The sequence below is a fragment of the Streptomyces lacaronensis genome, from assembly GCF_047337785.1.
Taxonomy (GTDB): Bacteria; Actinomycetota; Actinomycetes; order Streptomycetales; family Streptomycetaceae; genus Streptomyces; species Streptomyces lycopersici.
In genome coordinates, this window is the sequence record NZ_JBLHDK010000003.1 from 9,228,006 (window position 1) to 9,252,355 (window position 24,350).

Annotated in this window: 22 protein-coding genes and 6 pseudogenes; 18 read left to right on the forward strand and 10 right to left on the reverse strand. The window is 67.2% G+C overall.

What is annotated here, in order from left to right; genetic code table 11:
• Nucleotides 1-23 precede the first annotated feature (23 nt).
• The 8 genes and pseudogenes from ACMTAK_RS40010 to ACMTAK_RS40045 all read left to right on the forward strand — a co-directional run bounded on the left by ACMTAK_RS40010 (nucleotide 24) and on the right by ACMTAK_RS40045 (nucleotide 10,167).
• Nucleotides 24-1,448 carry an IS701 family transposase gene (locus ACMTAK_RS40010; RefSeq protein WP_413810673.1) on the forward strand — a complete coding sequence of 475 codons (1,425 nt, stop codon included), beginning with the start codon at nucleotides 24-26 and terminating at the stop codon, nucleotides 1,446-1,448.
• Between the two features lie 34 nt (nucleotides 1,449-1,482).
• Nucleotides 1,483-2,604, forward strand: coding sequence for an IS630 family transposase (locus ACMTAK_RS40015; protein WP_413810674.1), 1,122 nt, complete (start codon nucleotides 1,483-1,485; stop codon nucleotides 2,602-2,604).
• A 154-nt stretch (nucleotides 2,605-2,758) separates the two neighbouring features.
• A pseudogene (locus tag ACMTAK_RS40020) lies at nucleotides 2,759-3,766 on the forward strand (IS701 family transposase); the annotation flags it as partial.
• A 517-nt stretch (nucleotides 3,767-4,283) separates the two neighbouring features.
• Nucleotides 4,284-4,379: pseudogene (locus ACMTAK_RS40025) on the forward strand (reverse transcriptase/maturase family protein); the annotation flags it as partial.
• A gap of 532 nt (nucleotides 4,380-4,911) precedes the next feature.
• Nucleotides 4,912-6,726, forward strand: coding sequence for a reverse transcriptase/maturase family protein (locus tag ACMTAK_RS40030; RefSeq protein WP_413804374.1), 1,815 nt, complete (start codon nucleotides 4,912-4,914; stop codon nucleotides 6,724-6,726).
• A complete protein-coding gene (locus ACMTAK_RS40035) occupies nucleotides 6,723-8,489 on the forward strand; it encodes a reverse transcriptase/maturase family protein (protein ID WP_413804375.1) in 1,767 nt (588 codons plus the stop codon). The genes ACMTAK_RS40030 and ACMTAK_RS40035 overlap by 4 nt, the downstream gene beginning before the upstream one ends.
• Nucleotides 8,490-8,595: 106 nt before the next feature.
• Nucleotides 8,596-8,853 (forward strand): annotated as a pseudogene (locus ACMTAK_RS40040) (IS701 family transposase); the annotation flags it as partial.
• An 867-nt stretch (nucleotides 8,854-9,720) separates the two neighbouring features.
• Nucleotides 9,721-10,167 carry a hypothetical protein gene (locus ACMTAK_RS40045; RefSeq protein WP_413810676.1) on the forward strand — a complete coding sequence of 149 codons (447 nt, stop codon included), beginning with the start codon at nucleotides 9,721-9,723 and terminating at the stop codon, nucleotides 10,165-10,167.
• A gap of 95 nt (nucleotides 10,168-10,262) precedes the next feature.
• Here the strand turns inward: ACMTAK_RS40045 and ACMTAK_RS40050 are convergent, their stop codons facing one another.
• Both ACMTAK_RS40050 and ACMTAK_RS40055 read right to left on the reverse strand, forming a co-directional pair.
• Nucleotides 10,263-10,895, reverse strand: a complete 633-nt coding sequence (locus tag ACMTAK_RS40050; protein WP_413810677.1) for a helix-turn-helix transcriptional regulator — start codon at nucleotides 10,893-10,895, stop codon at nucleotides 10,263-10,265.
• Nucleotides 10,896-11,699: 804 nt separating this feature from the next.
• Nucleotides 11,700-12,181, reverse strand: a pseudogene (locus tag ACMTAK_RS40055) (SDR family NAD(P)-dependent oxidoreductase); the annotation flags it as partial.
• Nucleotides 12,182-12,252: 71 nt separating this feature from the next.
• On the opposite strand from ACMTAK_RS40055, the pseudogene ACMTAK_RS40060 reads away from it, so the two are divergent.
• Together ACMTAK_RS40060 and ACMTAK_RS40065 are read left to right on the forward strand one after the other, a co-directional pair.
• A pseudogene (locus tag ACMTAK_RS40060) lies at nucleotides 12,253-12,578 on the forward strand (LysR family transcriptional regulator); the annotation flags it as partial.
• 395 nt (nucleotides 12,579-12,973) lie between these two features.
• On the forward strand, nucleotides 12,974-13,258 hold the full coding sequence (locus ACMTAK_RS40065; protein ID WP_413810678.1) for a hypothetical protein: 285 nt from the start codon (nucleotides 12,974-12,976) through the stop codon (nucleotides 13,256-13,258).
• A 164-nt stretch (nucleotides 13,259-13,422) separates the two neighbouring features.
• Here the strand turns inward: ACMTAK_RS40065 and ACMTAK_RS40070 are convergent.
• The 4 genes and pseudogenes from ACMTAK_RS40070 to ACMTAK_RS40085 form a co-directional block, all read right to left on the reverse strand.
• A pseudogene (locus ACMTAK_RS40070) lies at nucleotides 13,423-13,587 on the reverse strand (SDR family NAD(P)-dependent oxidoreductase); the annotation flags it as partial.
• Nucleotides 13,588-13,763: 176 nt separating this feature from the next.
• Nucleotides 13,764-14,354, reverse strand: a complete 591-nt coding sequence (locus ACMTAK_RS40075) for a TetR/AcrR family transcriptional regulator (protein WP_413810679.1) — start codon at nucleotides 14,352-14,354, stop codon at nucleotides 13,764-13,766.
• A 61-nt stretch (nucleotides 14,355-14,415) separates the two neighbouring features.
• Nucleotides 14,416-15,252 (reverse strand): SDR family NAD(P)-dependent oxidoreductase, encoded by an 837-nt coding sequence (locus ACMTAK_RS40080; RefSeq protein ID WP_413810680.1) that lies wholly within the window; start codon nucleotides 15,250-15,252, stop codon nucleotides 14,416-14,418.
• 28 nt (nucleotides 15,253-15,280) lie between these two features.
• Nucleotides 15,281-15,862 (reverse strand): TetR/AcrR family transcriptional regulator, encoded by a 582-nt coding sequence (locus ACMTAK_RS40085; RefSeq protein WP_413813145.1) that lies wholly within the window; start codon nucleotides 15,860-15,862, stop codon nucleotides 15,281-15,283.
• Nucleotides 15,863-15,920: 58 nt separating this feature from the next.
• Between ACMTAK_RS40085 and ACMTAK_RS40090 the strand changes: the two genes are divergently transcribed.
• Nucleotides 15,921-16,253 carry an EthD domain-containing protein gene (locus tag ACMTAK_RS40090; protein ID WP_413810681.1) on the forward strand — a complete coding sequence of 111 codons (333 nt, stop codon included), beginning with the start codon at nucleotides 15,921-15,923 and terminating at the stop codon, nucleotides 16,251-16,253.
• A 7-nt stretch (nucleotides 16,254-16,260) separates the two neighbouring features.
• Here ACMTAK_RS40090 and ACMTAK_RS40095 read toward each other — a convergent pair whose 3' ends face one another.
• The 3 genes from ACMTAK_RS40095 to ACMTAK_RS40105 form a co-directional block, all read right to left on the reverse strand.
• Nucleotides 16,261-16,407, reverse strand: coding sequence for a hypothetical protein (locus tag ACMTAK_RS40095; protein ID WP_413810682.1), 147 nt, complete (start codon nucleotides 16,405-16,407; stop codon nucleotides 16,261-16,263).
• On the reverse strand, nucleotides 16,404-16,805 hold the full coding sequence (locus ACMTAK_RS40100) for an aldo/keto reductase (protein ID WP_413813146.1): 402 nt from the start codon (nucleotides 16,803-16,805) through the stop codon (nucleotides 16,404-16,406). The genes ACMTAK_RS40095 and ACMTAK_RS40100 overlap by 4 nt, the downstream gene beginning before the upstream one ends.
• 129 nt (nucleotides 16,806-16,934) lie before the next feature.
• Nucleotides 16,935-17,216, reverse strand: coding sequence for a DUF3703 domain-containing protein (locus ACMTAK_RS40105; RefSeq protein ID WP_413810683.1), 282 nt, complete (start codon nucleotides 17,214-17,216; stop codon nucleotides 16,935-16,937).
• Between the two features lie 54 nt (nucleotides 17,217-17,270).
• Here ACMTAK_RS40105 and ACMTAK_RS40110 point away from each other — a divergent pair, with 54 nt between their 5' ends.
• From ACMTAK_RS40110 to ACMTAK_RS40125, 4 genes are all read left to right on the forward strand, one after another.
• Nucleotides 17,271-18,227, forward strand: a complete 957-nt coding sequence (locus tag ACMTAK_RS40110) for an oxidoreductase (protein WP_413810684.1) — start codon at nucleotides 17,271-17,273, stop codon at nucleotides 18,225-18,227.
• Between the two features lie 115 nt (nucleotides 18,228-18,342).
• On the forward strand, nucleotides 18,343-18,864 hold the full coding sequence (locus ACMTAK_RS40115; protein WP_413810685.1) for an SDR family NAD(P)-dependent oxidoreductase: 522 nt from the start codon (nucleotides 18,343-18,345) through the stop codon (nucleotides 18,862-18,864).
• A 308-nt stretch (nucleotides 18,865-19,172) separates the two neighbouring features.
• A complete protein-coding gene (locus tag ACMTAK_RS40120) occupies nucleotides 19,173-20,096 on the forward strand; it encodes a LysR family transcriptional regulator (protein WP_413810686.1) in 924 nt (307 codons plus the stop codon).
• Nucleotides 20,097-20,139: 43 nt separating this feature from the next.
• Nucleotides 20,140-21,027, forward strand: coding sequence for a transposase (locus ACMTAK_RS40125; protein WP_413810687.1), 888 nt, complete (start codon nucleotides 20,140-20,142; stop codon nucleotides 21,025-21,027).
• Between the two features lie 88 nt (nucleotides 21,028-21,115).
• On the opposite strand, the gene ACMTAK_RS40130 is transcribed toward ACMTAK_RS40125, so the two are convergent.
• Entirely contained in the window at nucleotides 21,116-21,760 is a 645-nt protein-coding gene (locus ACMTAK_RS40130) for a hypothetical protein (RefSeq protein ID WP_413813285.1), read from the reverse strand.
• 369 nt (nucleotides 21,761-22,129) lie between these two features.
• On the opposite strand from ACMTAK_RS40130, the gene ACMTAK_RS40135 reads away from it, so the two are divergent.
• From ACMTAK_RS40135 to ACMTAK_RS40145, 3 genes are all read left to right on the forward strand, one after another.
• Nucleotides 22,130-23,320, forward strand: a complete 1,191-nt coding sequence (locus tag ACMTAK_RS40135) for an ROK family transcriptional regulator (RefSeq protein WP_413810688.1) — start codon at nucleotides 22,130-22,132, stop codon at nucleotides 23,318-23,320.
• A gap of 452 nt (nucleotides 23,321-23,772) precedes the next feature.
• A complete protein-coding gene (locus tag ACMTAK_RS40140; RefSeq protein ID WP_413810689.1) occupies nucleotides 23,773-24,027 on the forward strand; it encodes a hypothetical protein in 255 nt (84 codons plus the stop codon).
• A gap of 9 nt (nucleotides 24,028-24,036) precedes the next feature.
• The gene (locus tag ACMTAK_RS40145) at nucleotides 24,037-24,195 is read left to right on the forward strand and encodes a hypothetical protein (protein WP_413810690.1); all 159 of its coding nucleotides are present in this window, start codon (nucleotides 24,037-24,039) and stop codon (nucleotides 24,193-24,195) included.
• Nucleotides 24,196-24,350 lie beyond the last annotated feature (155 nt).

Genomic DNA, 24,350 nt, shown 5'->3' on the forward strand with positions numbered 1-24,350 from the left:
AGAAGGACGAGCAGGGGTGTGTGATGACCGCTCGTCGTCCGTGTCCGCCGGCTCCGGGACCGCTGGAGCAGTACGCCGCCGACTTTGATGATCTGTTCGACTCCCTGGCCCAGCGTCGGGGTTTTCGTCAGTACCTCACGGGGCTGCTGGCGCCGCGGGAACGCAACAAAACGCTGACATGCCTGGCCGGGGCCGAGCCGGTAGCGGGAGCCCAGCACCCCGCAGTGCAGCGGCTGCAGTTCTTCCTCTCCGAATCCCCCTGGGAGCACGAGCGGATCAACGCCCGTCGTCTTGAGCGGTTACTGGATGATCCGCGCACCGCTGCGCATGCCGGTGGAGTACTGGTCATCGACGACTCCGGCGACCGGAAGGACGGGACCGCGACCGCGAACGTGGGCCGACAGTGGCTGGGCCGATACGGCAAGACCGACAACGGTGTCGTCACCGTCACCACATTGTGGGCGGACGAGCGGCTGTACTATCTGCTGCACGCCGTGCCCTACACCCCCGCCCGATATTTCCCCCACGGTCGCAGCGATCCGGGCTTCGCGACGAAACTGCAGATCGCCGCCGCACTCGCCCGCCGGGCCACCCAGGCCGGAGTTCACTTCCGGGCGGTGGCGGCCGACTGTGCCTACGGCGACCAGGACGGTTTCCGCGGCGAACTGGCCGACGCCGGACTGCCGTTCGTGATGGCCCTCAAACGGCGCCGCGGCACCTGGGCCTACGGCCCCGATGCCCACACCCCGGTCGACGCCGCCCGGGAACTGGCCTGGCACGGCCCCGACCGGCCCGGCGACTGGACGGCGGTGACCCGCACCTTCCACGACGGGCACACCACCGCCTGGTGGGCCGCCGACGCGTCCCTGGGCTGGTGGGGACCGGACGGCACCACCCGGCTGGTGGTGGCCACCACCGACCCGGACACCCTGCCGGAGAAATCCACCTGGTATCTGGCCACCAACCTGCCCCGCCCCGGCTCACCACGCGAGGCCGACACCGTCCACCCGGCCGCCGACCTCGCCGAGATCGTGCGGATCTACGGCATCCGCAACTGGATCGAGCAGAGCTACAAGCAAGTCAAGGACGAACTGGGCTGGGCCGACTTCCAAGTCCGCACCGACCGCGCCATCCGCCGCCACCAGACCCTGGTCAACTGCGCGTTCTCCTTCTGCTGGGGAGCCGGACTGCCACCGACTCCCGCCAACCGCCCGGCCCGCCCGGACCGGCCAGAGAGGGGGCACCCGATCGCACCACCCGGCACGCTGGCCCCAGGCCCTACGCACCGTCCGCAGCTGGCTGACCCCCACCATCATGCTGCAACACTGGTGGAAAGCCTGGTCCAGCACGCCCCCACCAGCAGAGTTACAAAACCTGATCAACGCAGTCAGTACCGGCCGACCACTCAGCCACCACCTCCCACTCCCGCCTTAACAAACCACCGCTAGTGTCCTGCGCCAGTAGTTGATCGTTAGTAGTTGCATGACTTCTGCTGCTGGTGCGTCAGTTCCTCGTCGGGGCCCGAAGCTGGAACCGTTGCTGCTGTCCGATGACGAGCGGGCGGTGTTGGAGCGGTGGACGCGGCGGGCGACATCGGCCCAGGCGTTGGCCCTGCGCGCGCGGATCGTGCTGGCGTGCGCAGGGCCGGAGGTGCCGCCGATCGTCGCGGTCGCCCGGGATCTGCGGGTGGCCGCGGACACGGTCCGCAAGTGGCGGCGGCGGTTCCTGGCCGACCGGTTGGACGGCTTGGCCGACGAGCCCCGGCCGGGCCGGCCGCCCACGATCGACGTCGACCAGGTGGAGGCGGTCGTGGTCGCGACGTTGGAGGAGTTCCCGAAGAACGCCACCCACTGGTCGCGGAAGTCGATGGCGGACCGGAGTGGTCTGTCGAAGTCCACTGTCGGCCGGATCTGGCGGAAGTTCCAGCTCAAGCCGCACCTGACGGACACGTTCAAGCTGTCGACGGACCCGCTGTTCGTGGAGAAGGTCTACGACGTCGTCGGCCTGTACTTCAACCCGCCCGAGGGCGCGGTGGTTCTCTCGGTGGACGAGAAGTCCCAGATCCAGGCGCTGGACCGGTCCCAGCCGGTGCTGCCGATAATGCCGGGCATGCCCGAACGACGCACCCATGACTACGTCCGCAACGGACTGACCACCCTGTTCGCCGCATTCGATGTCGCAACCGGCGAGGTCATCAGTGCCCTGCACCGCAGGCACCGGGCAGCGGAGTTCAAGAAGTTCCTGATCCGCATCGACAAAGAGGTGCCCGCGCACCTGCAGGTCCACCTGATCGTGGACAACTACGGCACCCACAAAACCCCCGCGATCAAGGCGTGGCTTGGCAAACACCCGCGGTTCCAGCTCCACTTCACCCCGACCGGCTCCTCCTGGATCAACCAGGTCGAGCGATGGTTTGGCTTCCTGGCCGACCAGATGATCCGCCGTGGCGCACACAAGAACGTCCAGGCCCTCGAAGCTGACATCCGCGCCTGGGTCAAGAACTGGAACGAAGACCCCAAGCCGTTCATCTGGACCAAGACAGCCGAAGAAATCCTCGACTCCCTCGCCCGCTTCTGCCGACGGATCTCCGGCGCAGGACACTAGTACTCCAGCAGGATTTCGCTGTTTGACCTGTTGCTTTCGCTGGGTGGCGGGAGTGTAGGGGGACTCCGGGCGGTCAGGGGCGGTCTCAGGGAGACCGCCCCTCGAACGTGCGACGACGCCGCAGGTAGTGACAGCGGCGGGGCAGCCTCCCAGGGTGATCACCGAGTATGCCGCCGTGCAGTGGGACCTTGAACTTGACGATCTCTTCCTGGCTATCGGCCACCGCTTCGGCCGTGTGGAGCTTCGCCGCCGCATGCGTGACTACGTACGCGGGCTGCTCGCCCCAGTGCCCCGCAAAAACAGCTGGCAGCTGGCCGAACAGGCCGGCCATTCCACCCCTGATGGGCTGCAGCACCTGCTCGCCGGTGCGAAGTGGCAGCCCGACGACATCCGCGACGACCTGCAGCAATACGTCGCCGACAAGCTCGGCGAAGCCGACGGTGTCCTGATCATCGACGACACCGGTTTCATCAAGAAAGGCACCACGTCGGCCGGGGTCCAGCGGCAGTACTCCGGAACCGCCGGCCGCACCGAGAACTGCCAGATCGGCGTCTTCGCCGCCTACGCCACCACCCGCGGACGCGCGCTGGTCGACCGCGAGCTGTATCTGCCCAAGTCCTGGACCGAAGACCGAGAACGCTGTCGCGCCGCCAAGATTCCCGATGAGAGGGCCTTCGCCACCAAGGGTGAACTGGCCCGGCACATGGTGCTGCGGGACCTGGCCTCGCCGCTGCCCATCGCCTGGGTCACTGCGGATTCCGCCTACGGCCAGGACAACCGGTTCCGCCGGCTGCTCGAACAGTCGGGCTCCGGCTACGTGTTGGCCGTGCCCAAGTCCCAGTTCAGTGTGGGGTGTTCTCGCATCGAGGGTCTGTTCGCGCAGGCCCCCGACGAGGCGTGGGAGAAAATCTCGTGCGGTGATGGTGCGAAGGGGCCGCGCGTTTATCACTGGGCGGCGGTGCGGCTGTCGGCCGTCACCGAGTTCGACTACCAGGGCGAGGCCCCTTACCGGATGCGGTGGGCGCTGGCCCGGCGCAGCATCAGCAAGCCCGCTGAGATCGCCTACTACCTCGCCTACGCGCCCCTGGAGGCCACGGTCCAGGAACTGGTGCGGGTCGCCGGGGCACGCTGGGCGATCGAGGAGTGTTTGTGCGCCACGAGGCGCTCTGCCGTATCCCCGGTTCAGCCGGGAGGAATTGGAGGGAGGTTCCTGGGTTCGATGGCTTACCTGATGCCGAAAGGCTTATAGGGACAAGAGCATGCCAGAAAACCAGCGACCGGGCCCAGACGCCAGGGGCGGTGCGTTGGGGAACCCGCGCGACATGGTGAAAGCTGTATTGCCTGAATCCCAATCTCCAGGGATGGAACTTCGCATCCTCCGGAACGGCGTCTGGAACCGGTGCCCGTGCCCTGCGGCGGCGATGAAGCACAACTGCCGCACCCTCTGGGAACGGGACGATGCCCAGCGAGGGTATTGAAGGAGATGAGTGGGACACCTACATCGCGCTGCTACGTACGGCAGAGACGAACGTGGGATCGCCTAAGGGACGCGAGTCCTAAGGCGACGGAGGCCCCGTAGTAGTCGTGGGAGTCACGCCCCACCAAGGACGGCGGGAAAACCGTCGGCAGGGCGAAGGGGGCCAGGTGATCGGACATCGAGAGACCGAAAGGTATGCGAAATGCAGAGCGCCGAGACGGTGCTGGGTGTCCTGCGTGAACGCGGCAGGAAAGGGCTGCCGTGCACCGAACTGTATCGACAACTGTTCAACCCGCGTGCGCCGTGAGGCGCTTCACCGTATCCCCGACTCAATCGGGAGGAACTTGGAGGGAGGTTTCTGGGTCACCTGGCTTACCTGGACGCGAAAGCGCGAGGGGACAAGAGCATGCCAGGAAAGCGAGTGGTCACCTGGAGGCGTCCAAGGTGATGCGTCGCAAGGCCCGCGCGACATGGCTAAAGCTGGATTGCCTCAAGCCTAATCTCCAGCGGTGAAAGAACACGCCCGTCGGAAAGACGCCCGAAACCGACGCTATGCCATGCCTGATCATCTGCTGGTTGGTCAGGCAACCTCCATGGCATGGAGCGACGCCCAGCGAGGGCGTTCAAGGAGATGAGTGGGCAGCCTAAATCGCGCTCGATACGTACGGTGAAGACGTACCACGGGATCGCCTAAGGGGCGAGAGTCCTACGGTGACGGCGTTCTCATAGTAGTCACGGGAGTTACGCCCCGTCGAGGAACTCGGGAAAGCCGAAGTGCAGGGCGAAGGAGAACAGGCGATCAAGACGTCTGGTGATGAGAGGCATGCGTAATGCAGAGCGCTGAAACAGTGCTGGGCGTCATCCGAGAACGAGGCAGGCGTGGCCTGCCTCTCGAAAGGCTGTATAGGCAGCTGTTCAATAGGGGACTCTTCCTGATTGCTTACGGGCGTCTGTACCGGAACGACGGTGCCATGACACCCGGAGTCAACGGGGAGACCGTGGATGGCATGTCGTTGGAGAAGATCGACACGATCATCGGAGCATTACGCACCGAATCGTATCGATGGACACCAGTGAAGCGGGTTTACATCGAGAAGAAAGGAACGAAGAAGAAGCGCCCGCTTGGCCTTCCTCCGTGGTCGGATAAATTGGTAGCGGAAGTAGTTCGTCTTCTTCTTGAGGCGTACTACGATGTCCAGTTCTCTGACCGGTCTCATGGATTCCGGCCCGGACGGGGTTGCCACACCGCACTAACGGAAGTGGTCAACACCTGGAAAGGAACCCGATGGTTCGTCGAGGGTGACATCTCCGACTGCTTCGGGACGCTCGACCACGAGGTCATGCTCTCAATCATGTCCGAGAGGATCCACGACGGCCGGTTTCTGCAAATGATTGGCCGGATGCTCAAAGCCGGGTACTTGGAGGACTGGCGATGGCACCCCACATTCAGCGGTGCCCCGCAAGGTGGAGTGGCATCACCGATTTTGTCCAACATCTACCTGGACCGGCTCGATCAGTTCGTTGAACAGCGATTACTCCCTGAGTATAACCGGGGCGACAGACGCCGGGACAATCCCGCATATCGTAGCGTCATCAACCGGATCGCGAAGGCCAAACGGATCGGAGACAGGGAAACGGTGAAGGCCCTGCGGGCCCAAGCGCGTTCCCTCCCGAGCCAGGACCCAAACGACCCCGGATACCGACGTCTGAACTATTGCAGGTACGCCGACGACTGGTTACTCGGATTCGCGGGACCGAAGCACGAAGCCGAGGAGATCAAAGCACGGATCCGTGACTTCCTGCGGAATGAACTCCGCCTGGAACTCTCGGAATCCAAAACCCTGATCACCCACGCCGCCAGCCAGGCGGCGCGCTTCCTTGGCTATGAGATCCGGGTTCAACACGCCAATGACAAGATCGACCATCGCGGTCATCGGTCCATCAACGGCGCCGTCGGACTCTTCGTGCCCAGAACCGCTATTCAGGAGAGATGCGCGCGCTACATGCGCAACGGGAAGCCCCAACGGCGAGGCCATCTGCTGCACGACAGTGACTTCAGCATCGTCGCGCAGTTCGGAGCCGAGTTCCGCGGGGTCGTCCAGTACTACCTGCTGGCCCAGGACGTCTACCGCCTGAGCCACCTCCAGTGGGTCATGCTGGTCTCCATGCTGAAAACCCTGGCAGCAAAGCACCAAACCTCCGTAACGAAGATGGCCCGCAAGTACAAAGCGACCATCGACACACCAGGCGGACGGCTCAGGTGCTTTGAAGTCACGGTCCCACGCGACGGAGGAAGGAAACCACTGAAGGCCCGCTTCGGCGGGATCCCACTCAAGCGCCAGCGCGCTGCCAAGCTGACCGATCGCGACTTCGGCCAGGCACTTCCTCGGAACGAGCTGATTCACAAGCTGCTGACCGAGAGTTGCGCACTCTGCAATTCCCGGACGGACCTCCAGGTCCATCACATCCGGAAACTCGCGGACGTCAACAAGCCTGGCCGCCGCGAGAAACCTGAATGGATGCACCTGATGGCACGGCGGCGACGCAAAGCACTCGTCGTCTGCCGTCTCTGCCACGAACACATCCACGCAGGCAAGGCCACAGCAAAACTCGGAACTGACCACTGGAGAGCCGAGATGCGGTGAAAGCCGCCTGTCCGGTTCGGGAAGGGGCCGTCGGAAAAGGACCTCCGCCAGAGGCACCTCGCCGGCGGCCTACTTCACAGATATATCTGCTGGCCTATGGTCACATCTACTCCAACAAAGGGTCGATGACGCCAGGGGCCACGCGGGAGACCGTGGACGGCATGTCGCGGGCGAAGATCGACCGCATCATCGATGCGATGCGCCACGAGCGCTACCGGTTCAGCCCAGCCAAGCGGACCTACATCCCCAAGAAAAATGGGAAGTTGCGCCCGCTCAGCCTGCCAACGTGGTCGGACAAGCTCGTCGGTGAGGTGGTGCGCCTGTTGTTAGAGGCGTACTACGAGCCGAGGTTTTCCGACCGGTCTCACGGGTTCCGGCCCAACCGGGGATGCCACACCGCGCTGCGCGAGGTGGCCAACACCTGGGCCGGGACGACCTGGTTCATCGAGGGAGACATCGCCGACTGCTTCGGGTCTTTGGATCATCACCGGGTGATCGAGATCCTGTCGGGAAAGATCCGCGATAACCGGTTCCTGCGGCTGCTGCGCAACATGCTCCAAGCCGGATATCTGGAGGACTGGGTATTCAACGCCACCCTCAGCGGCGCGCCGCAGGGCGGCTGCGCATCCCCCGTCCTGTCCAACATCTATCTGCACCGCCTGGATGAATTCGTCGAGACGGTTCTGATCCCGGAATACACCCGAGGGGCACGCAGGGCCCGTAACCCTGCCTACCTAGAGGTGGCCAACGCACTCGCACGAGCCCGTCGCCGCGGGAACCGTGAGGAAGCCCGGCGGCTTCGCGCTCGGATGCGCACGCTGCCGAGCTCGGACACCCACGACCCCGAATATCGGCGGCTACGGTATGTGCGGTACTGCGATGACCACCTGCTTGGGTTCACCGGACCCAAGGCCGAGGCCGAGGAAATCAAACAGCGACTGGCGACGTTCCTGCGCGAAGACCTCAAGCTGGAACTGTCCCAGGACAAGACGCTGATCACCCACGCCCGCACCAATAGGGCGCGTTTCCTCGGCTACGAGATCAGCGTGCAGCACGACGACAAGCAGCGCACCAAACGCGGCCACCGCGCCGTGAACGGCGCGATCAGCTTGCACGTGCCGGCATCGGTGATCAAGGCCAAGATCGCTCTCTACTCCAAGCGCGGTAAACCCGCGCGCCGCTCCCAAGTGATCAACTTCAGCGACCACGACATCGTGCGGATCTACGGGGCCGAGTACCGAGGCGTCGTCCAGTACTATCTGCTCGCCGGTGATGTCCGACGACTACACCGGCTGCGGTGGGTCATGCTGACCTCCATGCTCAAAACGCTGGCCTCCAAGCACCACACGTCGGTCCGTAGGATCGCGGCCAACCACAAGGCCAAAATCCAGACCCCACACGGGCCGCGCACGTGCTTCGAAGCCATCGTTGAACGTGGGAAAGGCAGCACACCACTGGTCGCCAGGTTCGGCGGCATTCCGCTGCGACGGCAAAAGAATGCGGTCATCACCGACCGCCACCCGGGTCGGCTCACCTACCCCAGTCGGGAACTGATCGACCGGCTCCAACGGGGCAAATGCGAGCTCTGCCAGCACACGGGCGAGGTGGAAGTCCACCACGTCCGTAACCTGAAGGAACTCGACCGAGCCGAACCCGCCCAGTGGAGACGAGCCATGGCCAAGCGGCGCCGCAAGACCCTTGTGGTCTGCGCCGACTGCCACGACCACATCCACCACCGGGAATCCTCCCCGCTCACGCAGTAGTCACCGGAGAGCCGGATGCCCGGAAAGCGGGCCCGTCCGGTTCGGAGGGAGGCCGCGCGGAAAAGGACCAGCACACCTGGCACCTCGCTGCGCGGCCGACCCTACCCAGGCCGCGAAGAACGAGTGCGGCCTGGACCAGTACGAGGTCCGTCGCTACGTGGGCTGGTATCGGCACGTCACCCTGGCCATGCTCGCGCACGCCTTTCTGGCTGCCACGGCACACCATGCCGGGGGAAAGGGGGCACAACTGGTGGGACGGCCGGGGCCGTCGAGCTCACAGTGGCGGAGGTTCGGCGACTCCTGGCAGCTTGTCGTCCCCGGCCCCCGCACCTGCGCGGACGACGGGGCCGACACCACGCGCTGAGCTGGTCGAACTGGCGCCGACGACGCCAGGCGGTCGCCTGCCGCTGTCACTACCTGCGGCGTCGTCGCACGTTCGAGGGGCGGTCTCCCTGAGACCGCCCCTGACCGCCCGGAGTCCCGCTACACCCCCGCCACCCAGCGAAAGCAACAGGTCAAACAGCGAAATCCTGCTGGAGTACTAGGCGAGCGGTTGTCCGGGCCCGTCGCCTGTCGCCCGTCGACCGCACGACGTATCGGACGCCGCGCTATCAGGCCGTGGACGGGTCGAGGTAGATCGTCTTCAGGACCTGGTAGCCGTGCAGTCCCTCGGGCCCCAGCTCCCGACCGAGGCCGTTGCTCTTGACCGCCGAAAGGTGCGGTCGGCTCGTTGGCGTAAGCGTTGACCCCGATGGTGCCCGAAGTGACCTTGCGGGCCAGCGCCTCACCCCGTTCCGGATCGGCCGTCCATACCGTGCCTGTGCCGCTCGAAAAGTCATCGCCGCAGGTGAGCGGGGTGCCGTCAGTCCGCTGGGATCATGTCCTCCGTGAGCGTGTCCGTGTTGTACAAGGTGACCCGGAAGCTGCTGACTGTTCCATCGGTGCTCCTGCGTCGCGGGACGGCGAAGGAGGCGGAACTACTGGTGTTGCGGTACCAGAACGCGGTCCTGCGTCGCCAGTTGGCCGGATCGGTCCGCTATGAGCCTGCCGATCGGTTCTGGTTCGCCGCCCTGTCCGGGCTGATACCCCGACGCCACTGGCTCAAGATCTTCCCTGTCACCCCCGGCACCCTGCTTGCCTGGCACCGCAGGGTGCATCGCCGCGAAATGGGAACACCTCGCGCGGGGGCATCGGTCGCCCGCCGACCCCGACAGCGGTCAAGAAACTCGTCTTGCGGCTGGCGAGAGAGAATCCCACGTGGGGGCACCGGCGGATCCAGGGGGAACTGACCCGACTCGGGTATTGGATCACCGCCCCGACGGTGTGGGAGATCCTCAACGCGGCCGGCGTCGACCCCGCGCCGCATCGCTCAGGCCCCACCTGGCGCGAGTTCCTGACCGCGCAAGCCGAGGGCATCATCGCGGCAGGCTTCTTTCATATTGACACCGCACTCGGCAGGCGGTTGTACGCGCTGGTGTTCGTCGAGCACGGCACCCGGCGACTGCGCATCACCGGGGTCACCGCCCACCCGACCCGGGACTGGGCGGTGCAGCAGGCGTGGAACCTCACCGCCGACCTGGGCATACGCATCGGGACCCTGCGCTTCTTGTTACGCGACCGCGATGGCAGGTACGGCGAGGCCTTCGACGCCGTCTTCCAGGCCGAGGAGATGGAATGACTTTTCGAGCGGCACAGGTTCATGGCGGGAAGTTCCGTGGCCCAGCGGAGCGGCGCCCTTGGGCCGCCCGCTCCGCTGCTGGCCCGCCGCGCGGCTCAGATGTAGCCCTCCCGTATGGCGAACGCTACGGCATGAGCCCGGTTCTTCAGATACATGCGTGTCATGATGCCGTGGAGCACACCCTTTACCGTGCGTTCCGAGTAGCTTAATTGAGCGGCGATTTCCCGGGTGTCCAGGCCTTTCGCTACGAGTTCGAGCACGCTAAGTTCACGGGGGCTGAGTCTTCTCGCTTCCTCGGACGTGGATTCTTCGCGTCGCCGTATGCGCTCCATCTGGGTGAGAAGTCGAGTGAGCAGATCGGAGGGGAGGTCCCCTTCATGCCTGGCCGCTGACTCGACTGCCCGCACTAATCGTTCGGCGGTTGCCTGATGTCGCCAAACTATGGCTTGCACACCCGATTCAAGGACGGTTCTCAGCTGCATTTCATCGAGTGTGTTGGTCACCAGGACCACTCTCTTGTGCATCTCGGCAACCAGCCTTCTAAGCCGCGTCGCGGTGTGCGAGTCGACCTGGTCGATAATGGTGACCGCGACATCCGCTCCCTGGCTCTGCGGGGCGGATTCCGTCCCCTCGACCACAGAGAGATTTCTCTGGCTCCGTAAGCACCCGACGAGACCGGCTCGTGACAATGGATCTCCGTCGTGGACGGAAACCACTATTTCCCGCATGGGTCCTCACAGGTAAATCGAATGCTGAGTCGAAGATTTTTCGGTTTGCTAGCCGGGCCACCCCCAGCGGCAGACACCCCATGGCGAGCTTGCCTTAAAAGCAATGCAGCGTCGCAGGCTCTCGTGATCCGCCGACGTTGCCATGAGGACATCCATGCGGACGCAGTACCGCAGCCTCACGGAGGTGATCGCTGGAGAGCCGGATGCCTGGCAAGCGGGCCTGTCCGGTTCGGGAAAGGGCCGTCAAAAAAGGACCCGAGCCACGGGTATATCGTCGGCGGCCTACTTCACTCGGGAGGCGGTCCGGGTAACCCACCAGCAGCAATGCCGGCAAGGCGCCCTGAGCCGACCTCACCGATCCGAGGGGCTGTATCAGTCACGTCCCATTCGCTGGCCCTCGCCCGCCGCCGCATCGACGTCCTCTGGGCCGTGTTCCGCGTCCAACGCCCCTACACATTCATACCGCCCGCCACGGCAGATGACTGATGCGCTCGATAGGGCTTGACAAGTCATCGAGACTCAACGACGGCCAATCCAAACAGCAACGCGTTGTTTCGCAGCAGGCTCTACCTACACGGCCTTGGTAGTGGGGCTGTCGAGTTGGCATTGCCCGTGCCGTCAGTCACGCCCTGTTATTGCCGCCGACGTGGTGCGTGGCTATCTCAGGAGAGGAAGTCGAGCAGCACCCTCGCGAGGGTGTGTGGAGCCTCTTCGGGCAGGGAGCGACCGGCGTCCGGGATGACCAGTCCGGTGACATCGCTGGCCACGAGTCGCATCGTCTCTTCGACGGCAGAGCCGCTGCTGTGCTCCGCCGAACAAGTGGTGCAGTCGGCGGTCGAGATGGCCCAGGGTGCCCAGGCTGCTGGCCACGACGAGCAGTCGGCAGCCCGGGCGAAGGCCAGGGCCGAACGAGCGCAGGATCGCGTGGGTGGCAGTGTTGGAGACGTCGATGAACTCATCCGCCCGCTCGGCCTGTGACTCCTCGGGCAGCATGCGGACGACCGCGTTGGAGATGACGACGTCGACCCCTCCGTCCCAGGCCCGAAGGTCGTCGGCGATGCGGGCGATCGCGTCGGTGTCCGTGACGTCCAGGACCCGGTCCTCGACGCGGGTGCGCGTTTCGGGCAGCGCCGCGACCTCGCGGGCGGCGTCCGTCACTCGCTGGTGGCTGCGGCCGGTGAGCAGGACTAGGTCGTCCGGGTTCATGCGGGCCGCCAGCTCCTCCGACGAGTGCGCGGCCGAGTCCCTGGCTGGCCCGTGACGAGGGCATTACGTGAAGCGTGCATGCATGCCACGCTAGGAACCTCATGTTCATGAGTCCAACAAGAGTTCGGAACAAGCAGTATGCGTAAACGTCATGGACTTCTCGGATGTGTTACTTACCGTGTTGCGTGTCTCCCGCGCCGTCGCCGAGGAGGGAACCTTCACCACGGCCGCCGCTTCGTTGGGCTACATCCAGCCCGAGGTGTTCCGGCAGATCGCCGCGATCGAACGGGTGCGGGCGCCGATCTGCTGGAGCGACGGCGCGACGGCGTGCGGCTCACCCAGGCTGGCGGATCGTCATGCGCCACGTCACGACCGTCCTCGATGAGATCGACGCAACCCGCGCGCGAGCTTTCTGGCCTGCCCAGGCAGGCCGGCACGGTCCGTCTCGGATGGTTCCCCAGGGCAGGCGTCGTCCTGCACGTGTGAGCCGTCCCGTTCGGTGGGGCGGAGCGAGCGACGTCGACCGCGTAGGCGTCCTGCTCGGTCCGGGTGTCGGCCGGCTGACACCTCGCTCGGACAGTTATGTGCGCGGCCAGTGCTTCACCGCCCATGGCGATCGTCACACGTCCCGGATGCTGCCGGACGGCTCCCGTCCAGCGGCCACACGTGTGGAGGTTGGCGAACATCACGCCAGACGGTGTATCTGAACACGCTGTATGGTTCCCGCTCGCAGCGGTGGGCGCGTCAGAACGCACCCCCCCCGGCCCGACACGTGCGGCGAGAACGTCCGAGGTGTAAGGAACTGCCATGAGTGAAGGTGTGAGTCGTCCTACGTTCCTGCTGGTGCCGGGAGGCGTCACCACGGACCGTGGGTGTTCGGGAGGCTTCAGCACGTTCTGGCGACCGGCGGCTGGTCCACGCGCACGGTGCGGCTGCTCAGCGTGGTGGAGGACACGTCCGCGTCGGAACCGCTGCCCGGCATGTACGACGGCGCCAAGGTGATCTGGCAGGTCTTAGACGGGACGGACGGCGAGGCGATCGTGGTGGCGCACTCGTACGGCGGTGTGCCGGTCATTGGCTGGATCGCGCCGGCCGACGAGACATTGATGACCGCGCCGCGGCTGCGGGGGACCATCTCGGCAGGAATGCGTGGGTGAGGCCGACGACGACGGCCACGTTGACCGACACCTGCTCCAAGTCCGGGGCCGGGTCGAGGGTCTCGTAGCGGCCGTAGGCGGCGAAGGCCGCGTTGTCGACGAGGATGTCCATGGTGCCACCAGGTCCGCACTGCATCTCGGACGTGGGTCGCCGTACCGGGCCTGGGGAGGTCGGCCACCACCACGTGGGCGGTGACACTGTGCTCCTTGGTGAGTGCGGAGGCCAGGGCCTCCAGCCGGCCGCGGCGCCGGGCAACAAGGATCACGTCGCAGGACCGCGCCGCCAGTTCCCGGGCGAAGGCAGCCTCGAGCCCGGAGGAGACCCTGGTGACGAGGGCGGCTGCCGTGGTAGTTCATGAGCCAGCCTTGTTGTCCTGGGGATGTGACTCCAGGCTCCCGGCCGGGCGGCGCACGGGTGCCGCGATGCGGGGCAGGACCGCCCCTTTGGTACGGCGTGCTCGCGGCAAGGGGCAATCAGGCTGCCGACGTGACCCGGGCGGCCGGGTCAGTGCGATCGCAGGCCGTCGAGGAGGGTGGCAACGCTGCCGGTGACCAGTGCGTCGAGCGGTAGGTCGTCGTGCGTACCGGCGGTGGCGAGCAGGGTGAGTCCCTGGAGCAGCGCCAAGATCGTCATGTCGACCCGGCCGGTGGTGTCCGGGTCGATGTCGCCCTGGGCGCGGGCCTGCGCCAGCAGTCGCAGCGGGGCGGCGAACGCCCTGTCGTTGGCGATCCGGAGCCGGTCGTCGAACGCGCTCTTCGGCCGGTGCATCAGGCTCAGCAGCGCGCGGTGTTCGACGCCGAAGTCCACATATGCCCTGGCGAACACGGCCAACCGTGCGGCGAAGTCGCCCTCGGCTTCCTCCAAGGCCGTGTCCAGCCTGCGTCCCAGGCGCTCGAACCCCTCCATGGCGAGGGCGTCCAGCAGCGCGCCCTTGTCGGCGAAGTGCCGGCGCGGCGCGCCGTTGCTCACCCCCACCTCACGTGCCAGCTCACGCAGGGACAGCCCCTCGACGCCGCGCTCGGCCAGGACCTGCTCCGCCTGCCGCAGCAGGGCGCTGCGGAGGTTTCCGTGGTGATAGGGGCGTGCCGTGGTCATGCGAGCAGTGTAACTCAATGTATTCAATGGCCACAATGTATGCAATGGCTACAGTGTCGGGTCACTCCGCGGGAAAGTCCACCGACGCGCTGAGGTCGCGCCACCGTGCGTCGGAGGCGGCCAGTTCGCGGGCCGCCGCCTCGGCGAAGGCAAGGGCGTCGCTGCCCAGAACCAGCCGCTCGGGCGGTTCGGTCATGGCCGCCACGCGGACGATCGCGGCCGCGGCCCGTGCCGGGTCACCCGGCTGCCTGCCGTGGTGGCCCATCAGCCGCCCGGCGACGGCGCCGACGGCCTCCTCGTAGGGTTCGCTCCGCGGCAGCACCGTCATGGACTGCTTTCCGAGGATGCCCGTGCGCAGATCGCCCGGCTCGGCGAGCGTCACCTTGAGGCCCAGGGGGCGCACCTCCTTGGCCAGGGACAGGGAGAAGGTGTTCACCGCCGCCTTCGCCGCCTGGTAGGCAGCCAGCCCCGGCGTCCCCATCCGGCCGCCGAGTGACGACACCTGGACGAAGTGCCCGCTGCCCTGCCGGCGAAGGACGGGAAGCGCGGCGCGCGTCACGTGGACCACACCCCAGAAGTTGGTTGCCACCTGCGCGGCGAACGAGTCGAGCGGGGTGTCCTCGATGGCGCCGAGGTCCGCCTGTCCGGCGTTGTTGACCACGACGTCGAGCCTGCCGAAGACCTCACACGTGCGCTCGACGGCGCGCTGGGCGGCGTCCGGGTCGGTCACGTCCAGCGGCACCGGCAGCACCCGTTCGCCATGGGTTCTTTCCAGCTCACCGAAGCAGTCCGGGCGGCGCGCCGTGACGGCGACGCGGTGACCCGCCTCCAGCGCCGCAATGGCCGTGTGGCGGCCGAGGCCGCGGGAACTACCGGTGATCATCCACACCTGGGACATGAGCTTCTCTCCGTGTCGGTGCTCGGTGTCAGGGACGGTGCCGGGCGAGCGCCGAGACCAGCCGGGCGTTGGCCTCCTGCGCCGACATGCCCCAGTCCCACTCGTTCTTGTGCAGCCGCAAGGACACGATGCCGTGCCAGGCCGACCACAGCATGAGGGCGGCGGCGAAGGGCGTCGCGGGATCGACGCGCCGGGCCAGCTCCACGATGCGCCGCTGGAGGCGGGGCCCGTGTTCGGCCCGGGTGGCCGGGAGTTCGTCGTTGCTCTCGAACAGCAGCTGGTAGGCGCCCGGGTGGTCCAGGGCCCAGGCGATGTAAGCGTCACCGGCCACGACGAGCGGGTCGTCGTGTTCGCCGAGCCCGTCCAGGGCCTGCTGGACGGACTCGATCAGGGAGGTGTACTCCGCATCGAGCACGGCGGAGCGCAGGTCGGCCTCGGACGGGAAGTGCCAGTAGACCGCCGAGGGGGCGACCCCGCAGGAACGGGCGATCGAACGCAGCGACGGCACTCGCACCGGCTGCGGCTCGGCCAGCATGGCCGTGGCGGCGGCGATCAGCTCCGAGCGCAGGTCACGGGCGTCCTGGTCTTCTGTCTTCTTCCTCACCATCATATTGAACACCCGTTCATGGTAACGTGCAATGAACAGCTGTTCAGGAAAGGTGGCCACGGTGCACACACTCATGACGGTGATCCGCAAGAGGCCGGAGATCTCCACCGAGGACTTCCGCCGCTTCATGAAATCCGAGTACGGACCGACGTACGCCGCGCTGCCCCAGGTCCGCGAGTACGTCCAGTACTACCTGGGGGACCTGGCCGCGGACGGAGCCGAGGACGCCATCGACGCCATCGTCCGCATCAGCTTCGACTCGGAGGAAACGATGCGGGAGGCGCTGGCGACGGAGGAGTACCGCAAGGCGCACGAGCTGCGGCAGAAATACATGCGCGACACCTCGGCGGGCATCCGCTCGACCCTGGTCCAGCGGGAGGTTCGGCTGGTCTGAGCCGCGCTCAGTTGAACGTCGCCGGATCCGGGCCCACCCCCTCCCTGCGATCCAGTGCCTCCACCGCCCGCAGGTCCTCCTCCGGCAGCTCGGACGGGGCGGCGACCGCGAGATTGCCGCGCAGCCGGGCCGGGTCCTGGGATCGCGGGATCACCGAGTCCGCGTTGCGGATGCCAGCGCAGCACGACTTGCGCGGCGGTGACACCCTGTCGGGACGCGATGTTTGAGCAGGACCGGATCGCGCAGCAGCCGGCCCTGGGACAGCGGGGCCCACGCCTCGGTGACGATGCCCAGCTCCGCGTGGCGGGCCCGCAGACGCTGCTGCTGGTAGGGGTGCAGCTCGATTTGGTTGACGCCGGGGGCGGGTCCGCCCCCGGCGAGCAGTACCGCCAGATCCTCGCTGCGGAAGTTCGAGACGCTGATGGCGCGTGCCAGGCCCTCGGCGTGCAGCTCGCGCAGCACCTCCCACGTCTCGGCGAACAGCCCGCGCGCTGACGCGGGCCAGTGGATCAGATACAGGTCGACGTGGCCCAGGCCCAGTCGTTCCAGGATCGCCTCAACGCTGCCCGGGTGCGGTCACGGCCCTGGTCGGTGTTCCACACCTTCGTCGTGACGAACACTTCCTCGCGCGGCAGTCCCGACGCGGCGATCGCCCGCCCGACGCCGCCGGGAGGAGGGCCGTCATCGCGAACCTCCGCGGACCGCCGGAGCGGCGAGGAGGGCATCGGCGGGCCGGCCGTACGAGGTCAAAGAGGCGAAGGCGAGGAAGACGGCCTGGTAGAGCAGCCGGTCCGGACGGCGGGCGCGCCACGAGGTGTGCAGGGCCGCCCGGTGCGCGGCGAGATGCTCGGCGCGGACACCGTGCCCAAGATCGTGTGCGCGCTGGAAGCAGGCGTAGGCCGACGACCACTGCCCCTCCCGCAGCCGGGCCCGTCCGGCCCTCATCTCCTTGGCGAAGTCCATGCTTCTCGTCTCCTGACCGTCTGATCGTTTGACTCGATGTATTCGTTGACTACAATGTACCTCATGAATACATTCAAAGTCATGACCAGCTCACTCGACATCGCCCCCTGGGTGGCCGACGACCTTCCCCCGCAGACCGGACGCACGGTGATCGTCACCGGCGCCAACAGCGGCATCGGCCTGGAGACCACCCGCGCGTTCGCCGCAGCGGGAGCACACGTCGTGATGGCCGTGCGCAACGTCACGCGTGCCCGCCGCACCACGGCAGACCTGCCTGGCTCCCTCGAACTGCGCCGGCTCGACCTCGCCGACCTCGCCTCCGTACGGGAGTTCGCCGCCTCCGTCGACGGACCGGTCGACGTGCTGATCAACAACGCCGGTGTCGCCAACGTCCCCCTCGGCAGGACCGCGGACGGATTCGAGACCCACTTCGGCACCAACCACCTCGGGCACTTCGCCCTCACCAACTTGCTGCTGCCGCAGATCACCGACCGCGTTGTGACCATCGCCTCCAACGCCCACAAGAACGCCGTCCTGGACCTGGCCGACCCGAACTGGAAGCGCCGGAGCTACCGTTCCTCGGCCGCCTACGGCCAGTCCAAGCTTGCCAACCTCCTCTTCACACTGGAGCTACAGCGTCGCCTGACCGAGGCGGGCTCCTCGGTCAGGGCGCTCGCCGCCCACCCCGGCGCGGCGATGACCGGACTCAACCGGCACCTCGGCCCGGTCATGAAGGTCGTCGCGGCGACCGTGGGCCGCCTCATCTCCCAGAGCGAACGCCACGGAGCACAGCCGATACTCTTCGCGGCCACCCGCGACCTCCCCGGAGCGAGCTACGCCGGCCCCGACGGACGGGGCGGCCAGCGCGGCCGGCCCACGCTCGTGCCGCGCAGTGCCAGGGCCCAGGACCCGGCGCTGGCCGCCGGGTTGTGGGAGGTGTCGGAACGTCTGACGGACACCGCGTTCCCGCCGGGCCGACCGCACCGGCTTTCCGGCACCGCCGTGGACTGACGCGCATGCCACCCGGACTGGCACGTATTCATAGTCCACGTGTGCCGAGCGACGCTGGTGATGCGCGCCGCACAAGGGGTGCGCATCGCTCGCAATAATGCTCAGGGGGCATGACATGACACCTACGTCCCTGCGGGTCGTGGTGATCACCGGCGGAACCCGCGGCATCGGCCACGAGGTCGCTGACCGCTTCGCGGAGCGAGGTGACACCGTGGTGTTCAACTACGCCGGCAACAAGCGCGCGGCCGCCGACACGGTCGCGGCGCTCCGCGCATCGGGCGGTCCGGCGGTCTCGGTCCAGGGCGATGTCGCCGACGCACGATCCGGTCGCGGCTGTCCGACGAGGGCTGGACGGCGCCCGCCGCTCCCTGACTGCCGGGGCCCCGGCAGTCACCGCACCAGGACGCCCGCGTGGTACACCGACAGCACGCGGTGCAGGTCCCGTATGTCGCGGGCGGGATCTCCGGTGACGGCCAGCAGGTCGGCGCCGGCGCCTGGTGCGACACGTCCCTTCCTGGTGCGACGCCGCGGACCTCGGCCGCCAGCCGGGTCGCCGACGTCAGCGCCGCCTTCGGCGGAAGGCCGAGCTGGTCCGTCATCTGCGCCAGGCCGTGCGGGAGCGCGTCATGCGGTTTGAAGGGGGCGATGCCCGCGTCGGAGCCGACCACCAACCGGGTCCCGCGTCGCCACAGGTCCCGGTAGACGGCGCGCATCGTGGCCAGGTGCGGGGCGAGGGCGGGCGGCGGCTCGAGGGGGCCGGCGGCGGGATCAGCACAGTGGACGGACGCCCCGTCACCGGGACAGATCGGGAGGGGGACTTGGTCATGACGGGCCCTTCAGTGATCAGTTCGAGAGGCTGCTGAGAGCTGGATGTCTGAGACCGGGTGCGGACACCCCTGGTATGAGGCAAACGAGAGTTCGGCACATGTGATATGCGTATTGTTCATGGACTTCAGAGATGTGTCGCTCACCGCCTTACGAGTCTTCCGGGCGGTGGCCGAACAGGGCACGTTCACGGCCGCCGCCGAGTCGCTGGGTTACACACAGTCCGCCGTCTCAAGTCAGATCGCCTCCATCGAGCGGGTCGCCGACGCCAGGCTGCTCGATCGGCGCCGCGAAGGCGTCCGGCTGACCGCCGCTGGCCACCTCGTGCTGCGCCGTGCTTCGGTGGCCCTCGACGAGATCGACCGCGCCGCCCGCGAACTGTCCGGACTGCCGGACCAGGGCGGGACCGTGCGGGTGGGATGGCTGCCCAGTGTGGGAGCCGTCCTGATGCCGAAGGCGATAGCGGCACTACGTGTCTCTCACCCGGGCATCACTATGAGCACCCGGGAAGGCGGCACGCCCGCTCTGCTCCGGGCGCTGCGCACCGGCAGCATCGACCTGGCGCTCATCAGTTCGGCGCCCCCGTTCCGTCCCCTGGATGCCGAGTCGCCCTCGCTGGTGTTCCAGACCCTGACCGAGCGGAGCCTCTGTCTCGCCCTGCCCGCCGCCCACCCTCTGGCCCGCCATGACAACGTCCACGTCGCCGACCTGCGCGGGCAGCGCTGGATCGCCGCGCCGGGTTCCGGGGACGACCGGCTGATGGGCGTGTGGCCCGGGCTCGACGAGCGGCCCGAGATCGCTCACACCGCGCAGGACTGGCTGGCCAAGCTGCACCTCGTTGCGGCTGGCTGCGGCCTGACCACGGTGCCGGTCGCCCTGTCCGGCGCTGCTCCCGAGGGTGTCGTCATCCGGCCGGTCCGCGGGGGCGCGCAGGAGCAGCGGCGCCTGCTGCTGGCCCGGCGCCGGCATCCGCCGCAGGGGGCGACGGCACAGGTCGCCGAGGCGCTGCGGGCTGCTGTGCTGGAGACGGACATCATCCTGTGAGGCGGGTGCACGCCATCCGGGCGGTCCGTCCGTGTCTCCGGGGATGCTCGCTGGTCAGCGTGCTGCAGTACCCAGAACGGCTGACCGACCGGCAGGCCGCTGTGCAGTGCGCGGCCGGATCGACTGGAAATACGCCCTCGGCCTCCAACTCGCTGACCCTGGTTTCGATTTCTCGGTGCTCAGCGAGTTCCGGGACCGGCTGATCGCCCACGGCCTGGAACAGCAGATCCTGGACGCCATCCTCACGCAGTGCAACAAACGGGGCCTGCTGCGGGCCGGCGGCCGGGCCTGCACCGACTCCACCCACGTCATCGCCTGCATCCGTGACCTGAACCGGCTGGAGTTCGTCACCGAGACCATGCGCTGCGCCCTGGAGGCCCTGGCGGTGGCCGCCCCCGCCTGGCTGGCCGGCACCGACGCGGTCAACGCCAACTGGCTCGCGCGCTACCGGCAACGCGCTGACTCCTACCGGCTGCCCAAGGGCGAGGCCGAGCGAACCGCATTCGCCGAGAACGTCGGGGCGACGGCTACGAACTCCTCGCCACCCTCGACGATCCCACGGCCCCCGCCCACCTCGCCGGCCTCGAAGCAGTCGTGCACCTGCGCAGTGTGGGCCCAGGAGTACCAGCGCGACGCCCGCGGGGTGCGCTGGCGCGGACACAAACAACGCCCGCCGGGAGCAGCACGCATCGTCTCCCCACACGATGTGGACGCCCGCTGCGGGGTGAAGCGTGGATCCGCCTGGGACGGCTACAAGACCCCATCTCACCGAAAGCTGCGACGACGACCTCCCCCACCTGATCACGTGCACCGACACCACACCGGCCACCACGGACGACCACCAGCTCACCGCCGCCGTCCATCAGACCTTGACCGAGCGCGGCCTGAAGCCGGCCCGAACACTACGTGGACGGCGGCTACACCAGCGTGAAGATCATCCTTGAGGCCCGTGCACTGGGCATCGAGGTCATCGGGCCGGTCAAGCAAGCCGGCGGCCGACCAGCTCTGCACGGCAGCGGCTACGTCGCCGGCGACTTCCGCCTCGACTGGCGGGCCCGGCGGGCCACCTGCCCCCAGGGCCGGATCAGCACCCGCTGGACCGACACCACGGCGGCGAACCCCGCGTCCACATCGACTTCTCCGGCGCCGGATGCACCAGCTGCCCGGCCAAAGACACCTGCACCACGGCCGCCTACCGCGTCCTGACACTGCTGCCACGTGAAGAGCACGAACTCCTCCAACAACGCCGGGCGGCCCGAGTCACGTGGGACTGGCACGAGCCCGGCGGCGGAGGCGAGATGGCCGGCATCTGCGTAGGCCGCGAGAACACCTGCGGCGACGGTACGTGGTCGGCCGCGGTGTTGGGGACGGGAAGCCTTCGCGTGGCGGCGGTGGAGCAGGTCGTGGTGCCAGGGCGGGAGGGTGTCCGGAGAGACGATCAGGCGGAGCTGACGGAGCTGTTCTCGGGGGAGGCGGTGGAGTAGGGCCGCGAGGAGTGCCCGGTCGGCCCAGGTCAACCGCGGACGGTCTGCCGTGCGCTGCAGTACGGCGACTTGGTGGCGCAGCGCCAAAATCTCGAGGTTCTTGTCGCGGTCGCTCATCGGCACGAGCCGCACGAACTTGAACACGGTTGACAGGGCGAGGTAGAGGATTCGCAGCAGCACAGTCACGCATCTTGCTGGTCGGCGCGGGAGTGCTCCATCCGGTCTTCGCTCAGGCGAGGGAAGATGTAAGCGCGGTGAACTTTCTCCAAGCTCGTCGAGCTGGTGTCCTGCGCGGACGCATTATTCGGGGGGCGTACACCGTTCCCGGTACACAGACCCTCCTTCTCGACATCGCCGATGGCACATCAGTGGCCGCAGCCGCCGAGCACGCACCGGACGTGACCCTGTTGGTGAACAACGCCGGGGTCGCATTCGCGCAAGGTCCGTCACGATGCCTCCAAGCGATCCGCGCCGAGGTCGAGACCAACCTATCCCGACGGCGTAGAGCACCTTTGCTTCATGCACTGAACTCAATGGTAGGATCCGCACATGCCTCGCTCCGTCGGCGCACCCGGTTCGCTGAAGAGTCTCCGCCGTCTCAACGTCTCCCGGGTGCTCAGCGCCTTGCGGTACGGCCCGCGTGCCCAGGTCGACCTGGCCGAGCGGACTGGTCTGTCCGCGGCCCTGGTGTCCAGCATCGTCAAGGAGCTGGCCGCCGATGGCCTCGTCGAGATCGGCCCCGGGGTGCGCTCAGGCCGCAGGGCGAACGTCGTGAGGCTGTCGGCGAAGCCGTCGTCGTCACTTGTGGGCGTATCGATGACCCGCGAGGGATTCGAGACAGCCGTCTGGCACCCGGAGGGTGTGGAGCTGGCCGCCAAGCGCTGGCCGCACGGGAGCGTGTCCAGCGGGCGGGAGCTGGACCTGGTGATGGCCGCGGTACAGGAGGCCACGAGGGGACTGGCGGACATCGGAGCGATTGCCGTGAGCGCGCCCGGCTGGGTCTCCGGGCAGGTGCGGGCGGGAGGGACAGTGCCCGGGGTCGACGTGCAGCCCCGGATGTTCCGCGACGCGGACGTCGGCCGTTTCGCTGAGACCCTGGGGTGCGAAGTCCAGGTGCGCAACGACGCGAACATGGCCGCGTTGGGGGAGGCTCGGATGGGCGCCGGGCAGGACTGGGAGAACTTCGTCTACGTGGAGCTGTCGTCCGGGGTGGGCGGAGCTCTGGTCATCAAGGGCCGGGTGTTCGAGGGGGAGCGGGGGATGGCCGGGGAGATCGGCCATTTTTCCGGATCCGACCGAGGTCCGCGCTGCTGGTGCGGGAACCGCGGTTGTCTGGAGACACTCGTGGGAGAGGCCGCGCTGCTTGAACCGGTCCGGCGCCGACTGTCGCAGAACGCCGCGCCCACCCTGGCCACGTTGATCGAATCGGCTCTCGCCGGCGAGCAGTTCGCGGTCCGCACCATCACGGAGGCCGCCGCCGACATCGGCGAGGTTCTGGCCCAGGTGGTCCGCTTGCTCAACGTGGAACGTGTGGTGGTCGGCGGCGGGCTGGCGGCCGCCGGCGAGATGCTGTTGCGCCCGCTGACGGACACGCTCGCCCGGCACGCGTCCTTCGGACTGGAGGAGTTCCGTGTCGTCCCGTCGGAGCTGGGAGACCTGCGCATCATTGCGGGCTGTCTGCTCGTGGCGGCGGATACTACGGGGTTGAATTCACAGCCAGAATTCAAAATGGCGTTTTGAGTGATATTCCCTTCAGGTATTGACCTCAACTGTTGATGGCGTGTTTCATGTCGCCCAACGCCGAGCGAGTCGGCTGGGGACTGACATGCACAACAGCCACACACGGATTACGCCCTGACAGCGGTCTCCAGTCCGGTGAGCACGTACGAGCTGCGCGGAGTGTCTCCAGCCGGCACACCGCACACGACAGGCCGGGAAGCCTGAGCTCGATCTCGTCCTGCCCCACCCGTCTGCCAATTCCCTGACCTGGGCATTGGCAATGTTGCCATCACCGACCGCGGAGCACTGCCGCAGGCGTCGGTCCGTTCATCGCCAGTCATCCCGGAGGCCGAGGCAACCTTTTCGTCTTCAGTGGTGCCGCCCGCCGTGGCCAGCACCGTCGCGATCCAGCCGATCCGCAGCGTCAGGCAGGCAGGACACCATTTCAACCCGACAATAGGGACGCCGTATCGATGGGAAGGTACAAGGTCGTTGCCACCACGACCGGAGCGGTACGCGGGGTGGAGATCGGCGGGATGTCCGCGGACCGGGAAGGACTGCCCGAAGCGTTCCGGCGGCTGTTCGGCCAGGATGGCGGCGAAGTAGTTCTCAGCCTGTGCCGGGACCGCGTGCCGGAGGCGGTCCCGCAGTTCCTGTCGGCCCGCGCCTGCACCGGCGGCGCCTTCACCGCAGCCACTCAATTACTCGTCCATGCCAAGCTGCCTTAACCGGCCGACGTGTTCTGCTATCGCTTGGACTACCGTACGCCCGTCCTGGGCGGCATCATGGGCGCTCACCACAGCCTCGATCTGCTATTCCTCTTCGACAATGTGGACCGCTTGGCCGGTATCGCGTACATCACTCTTCTGGTCCCCCACGTCAGCCACGCCAATTGATGGCAAACCGCCCGGGCGGCAGAACTTAAAATATTTCAGAAACATGAGGGCCGGAGGTTCATATGACAAGGCCACGCTTCGCTCTCGCGGCTGCGGCGGGCACTCTCGCGTTTTCGCTTTTCCTGTCGGCCTGCGGTGGAATCGGGGCATCCACA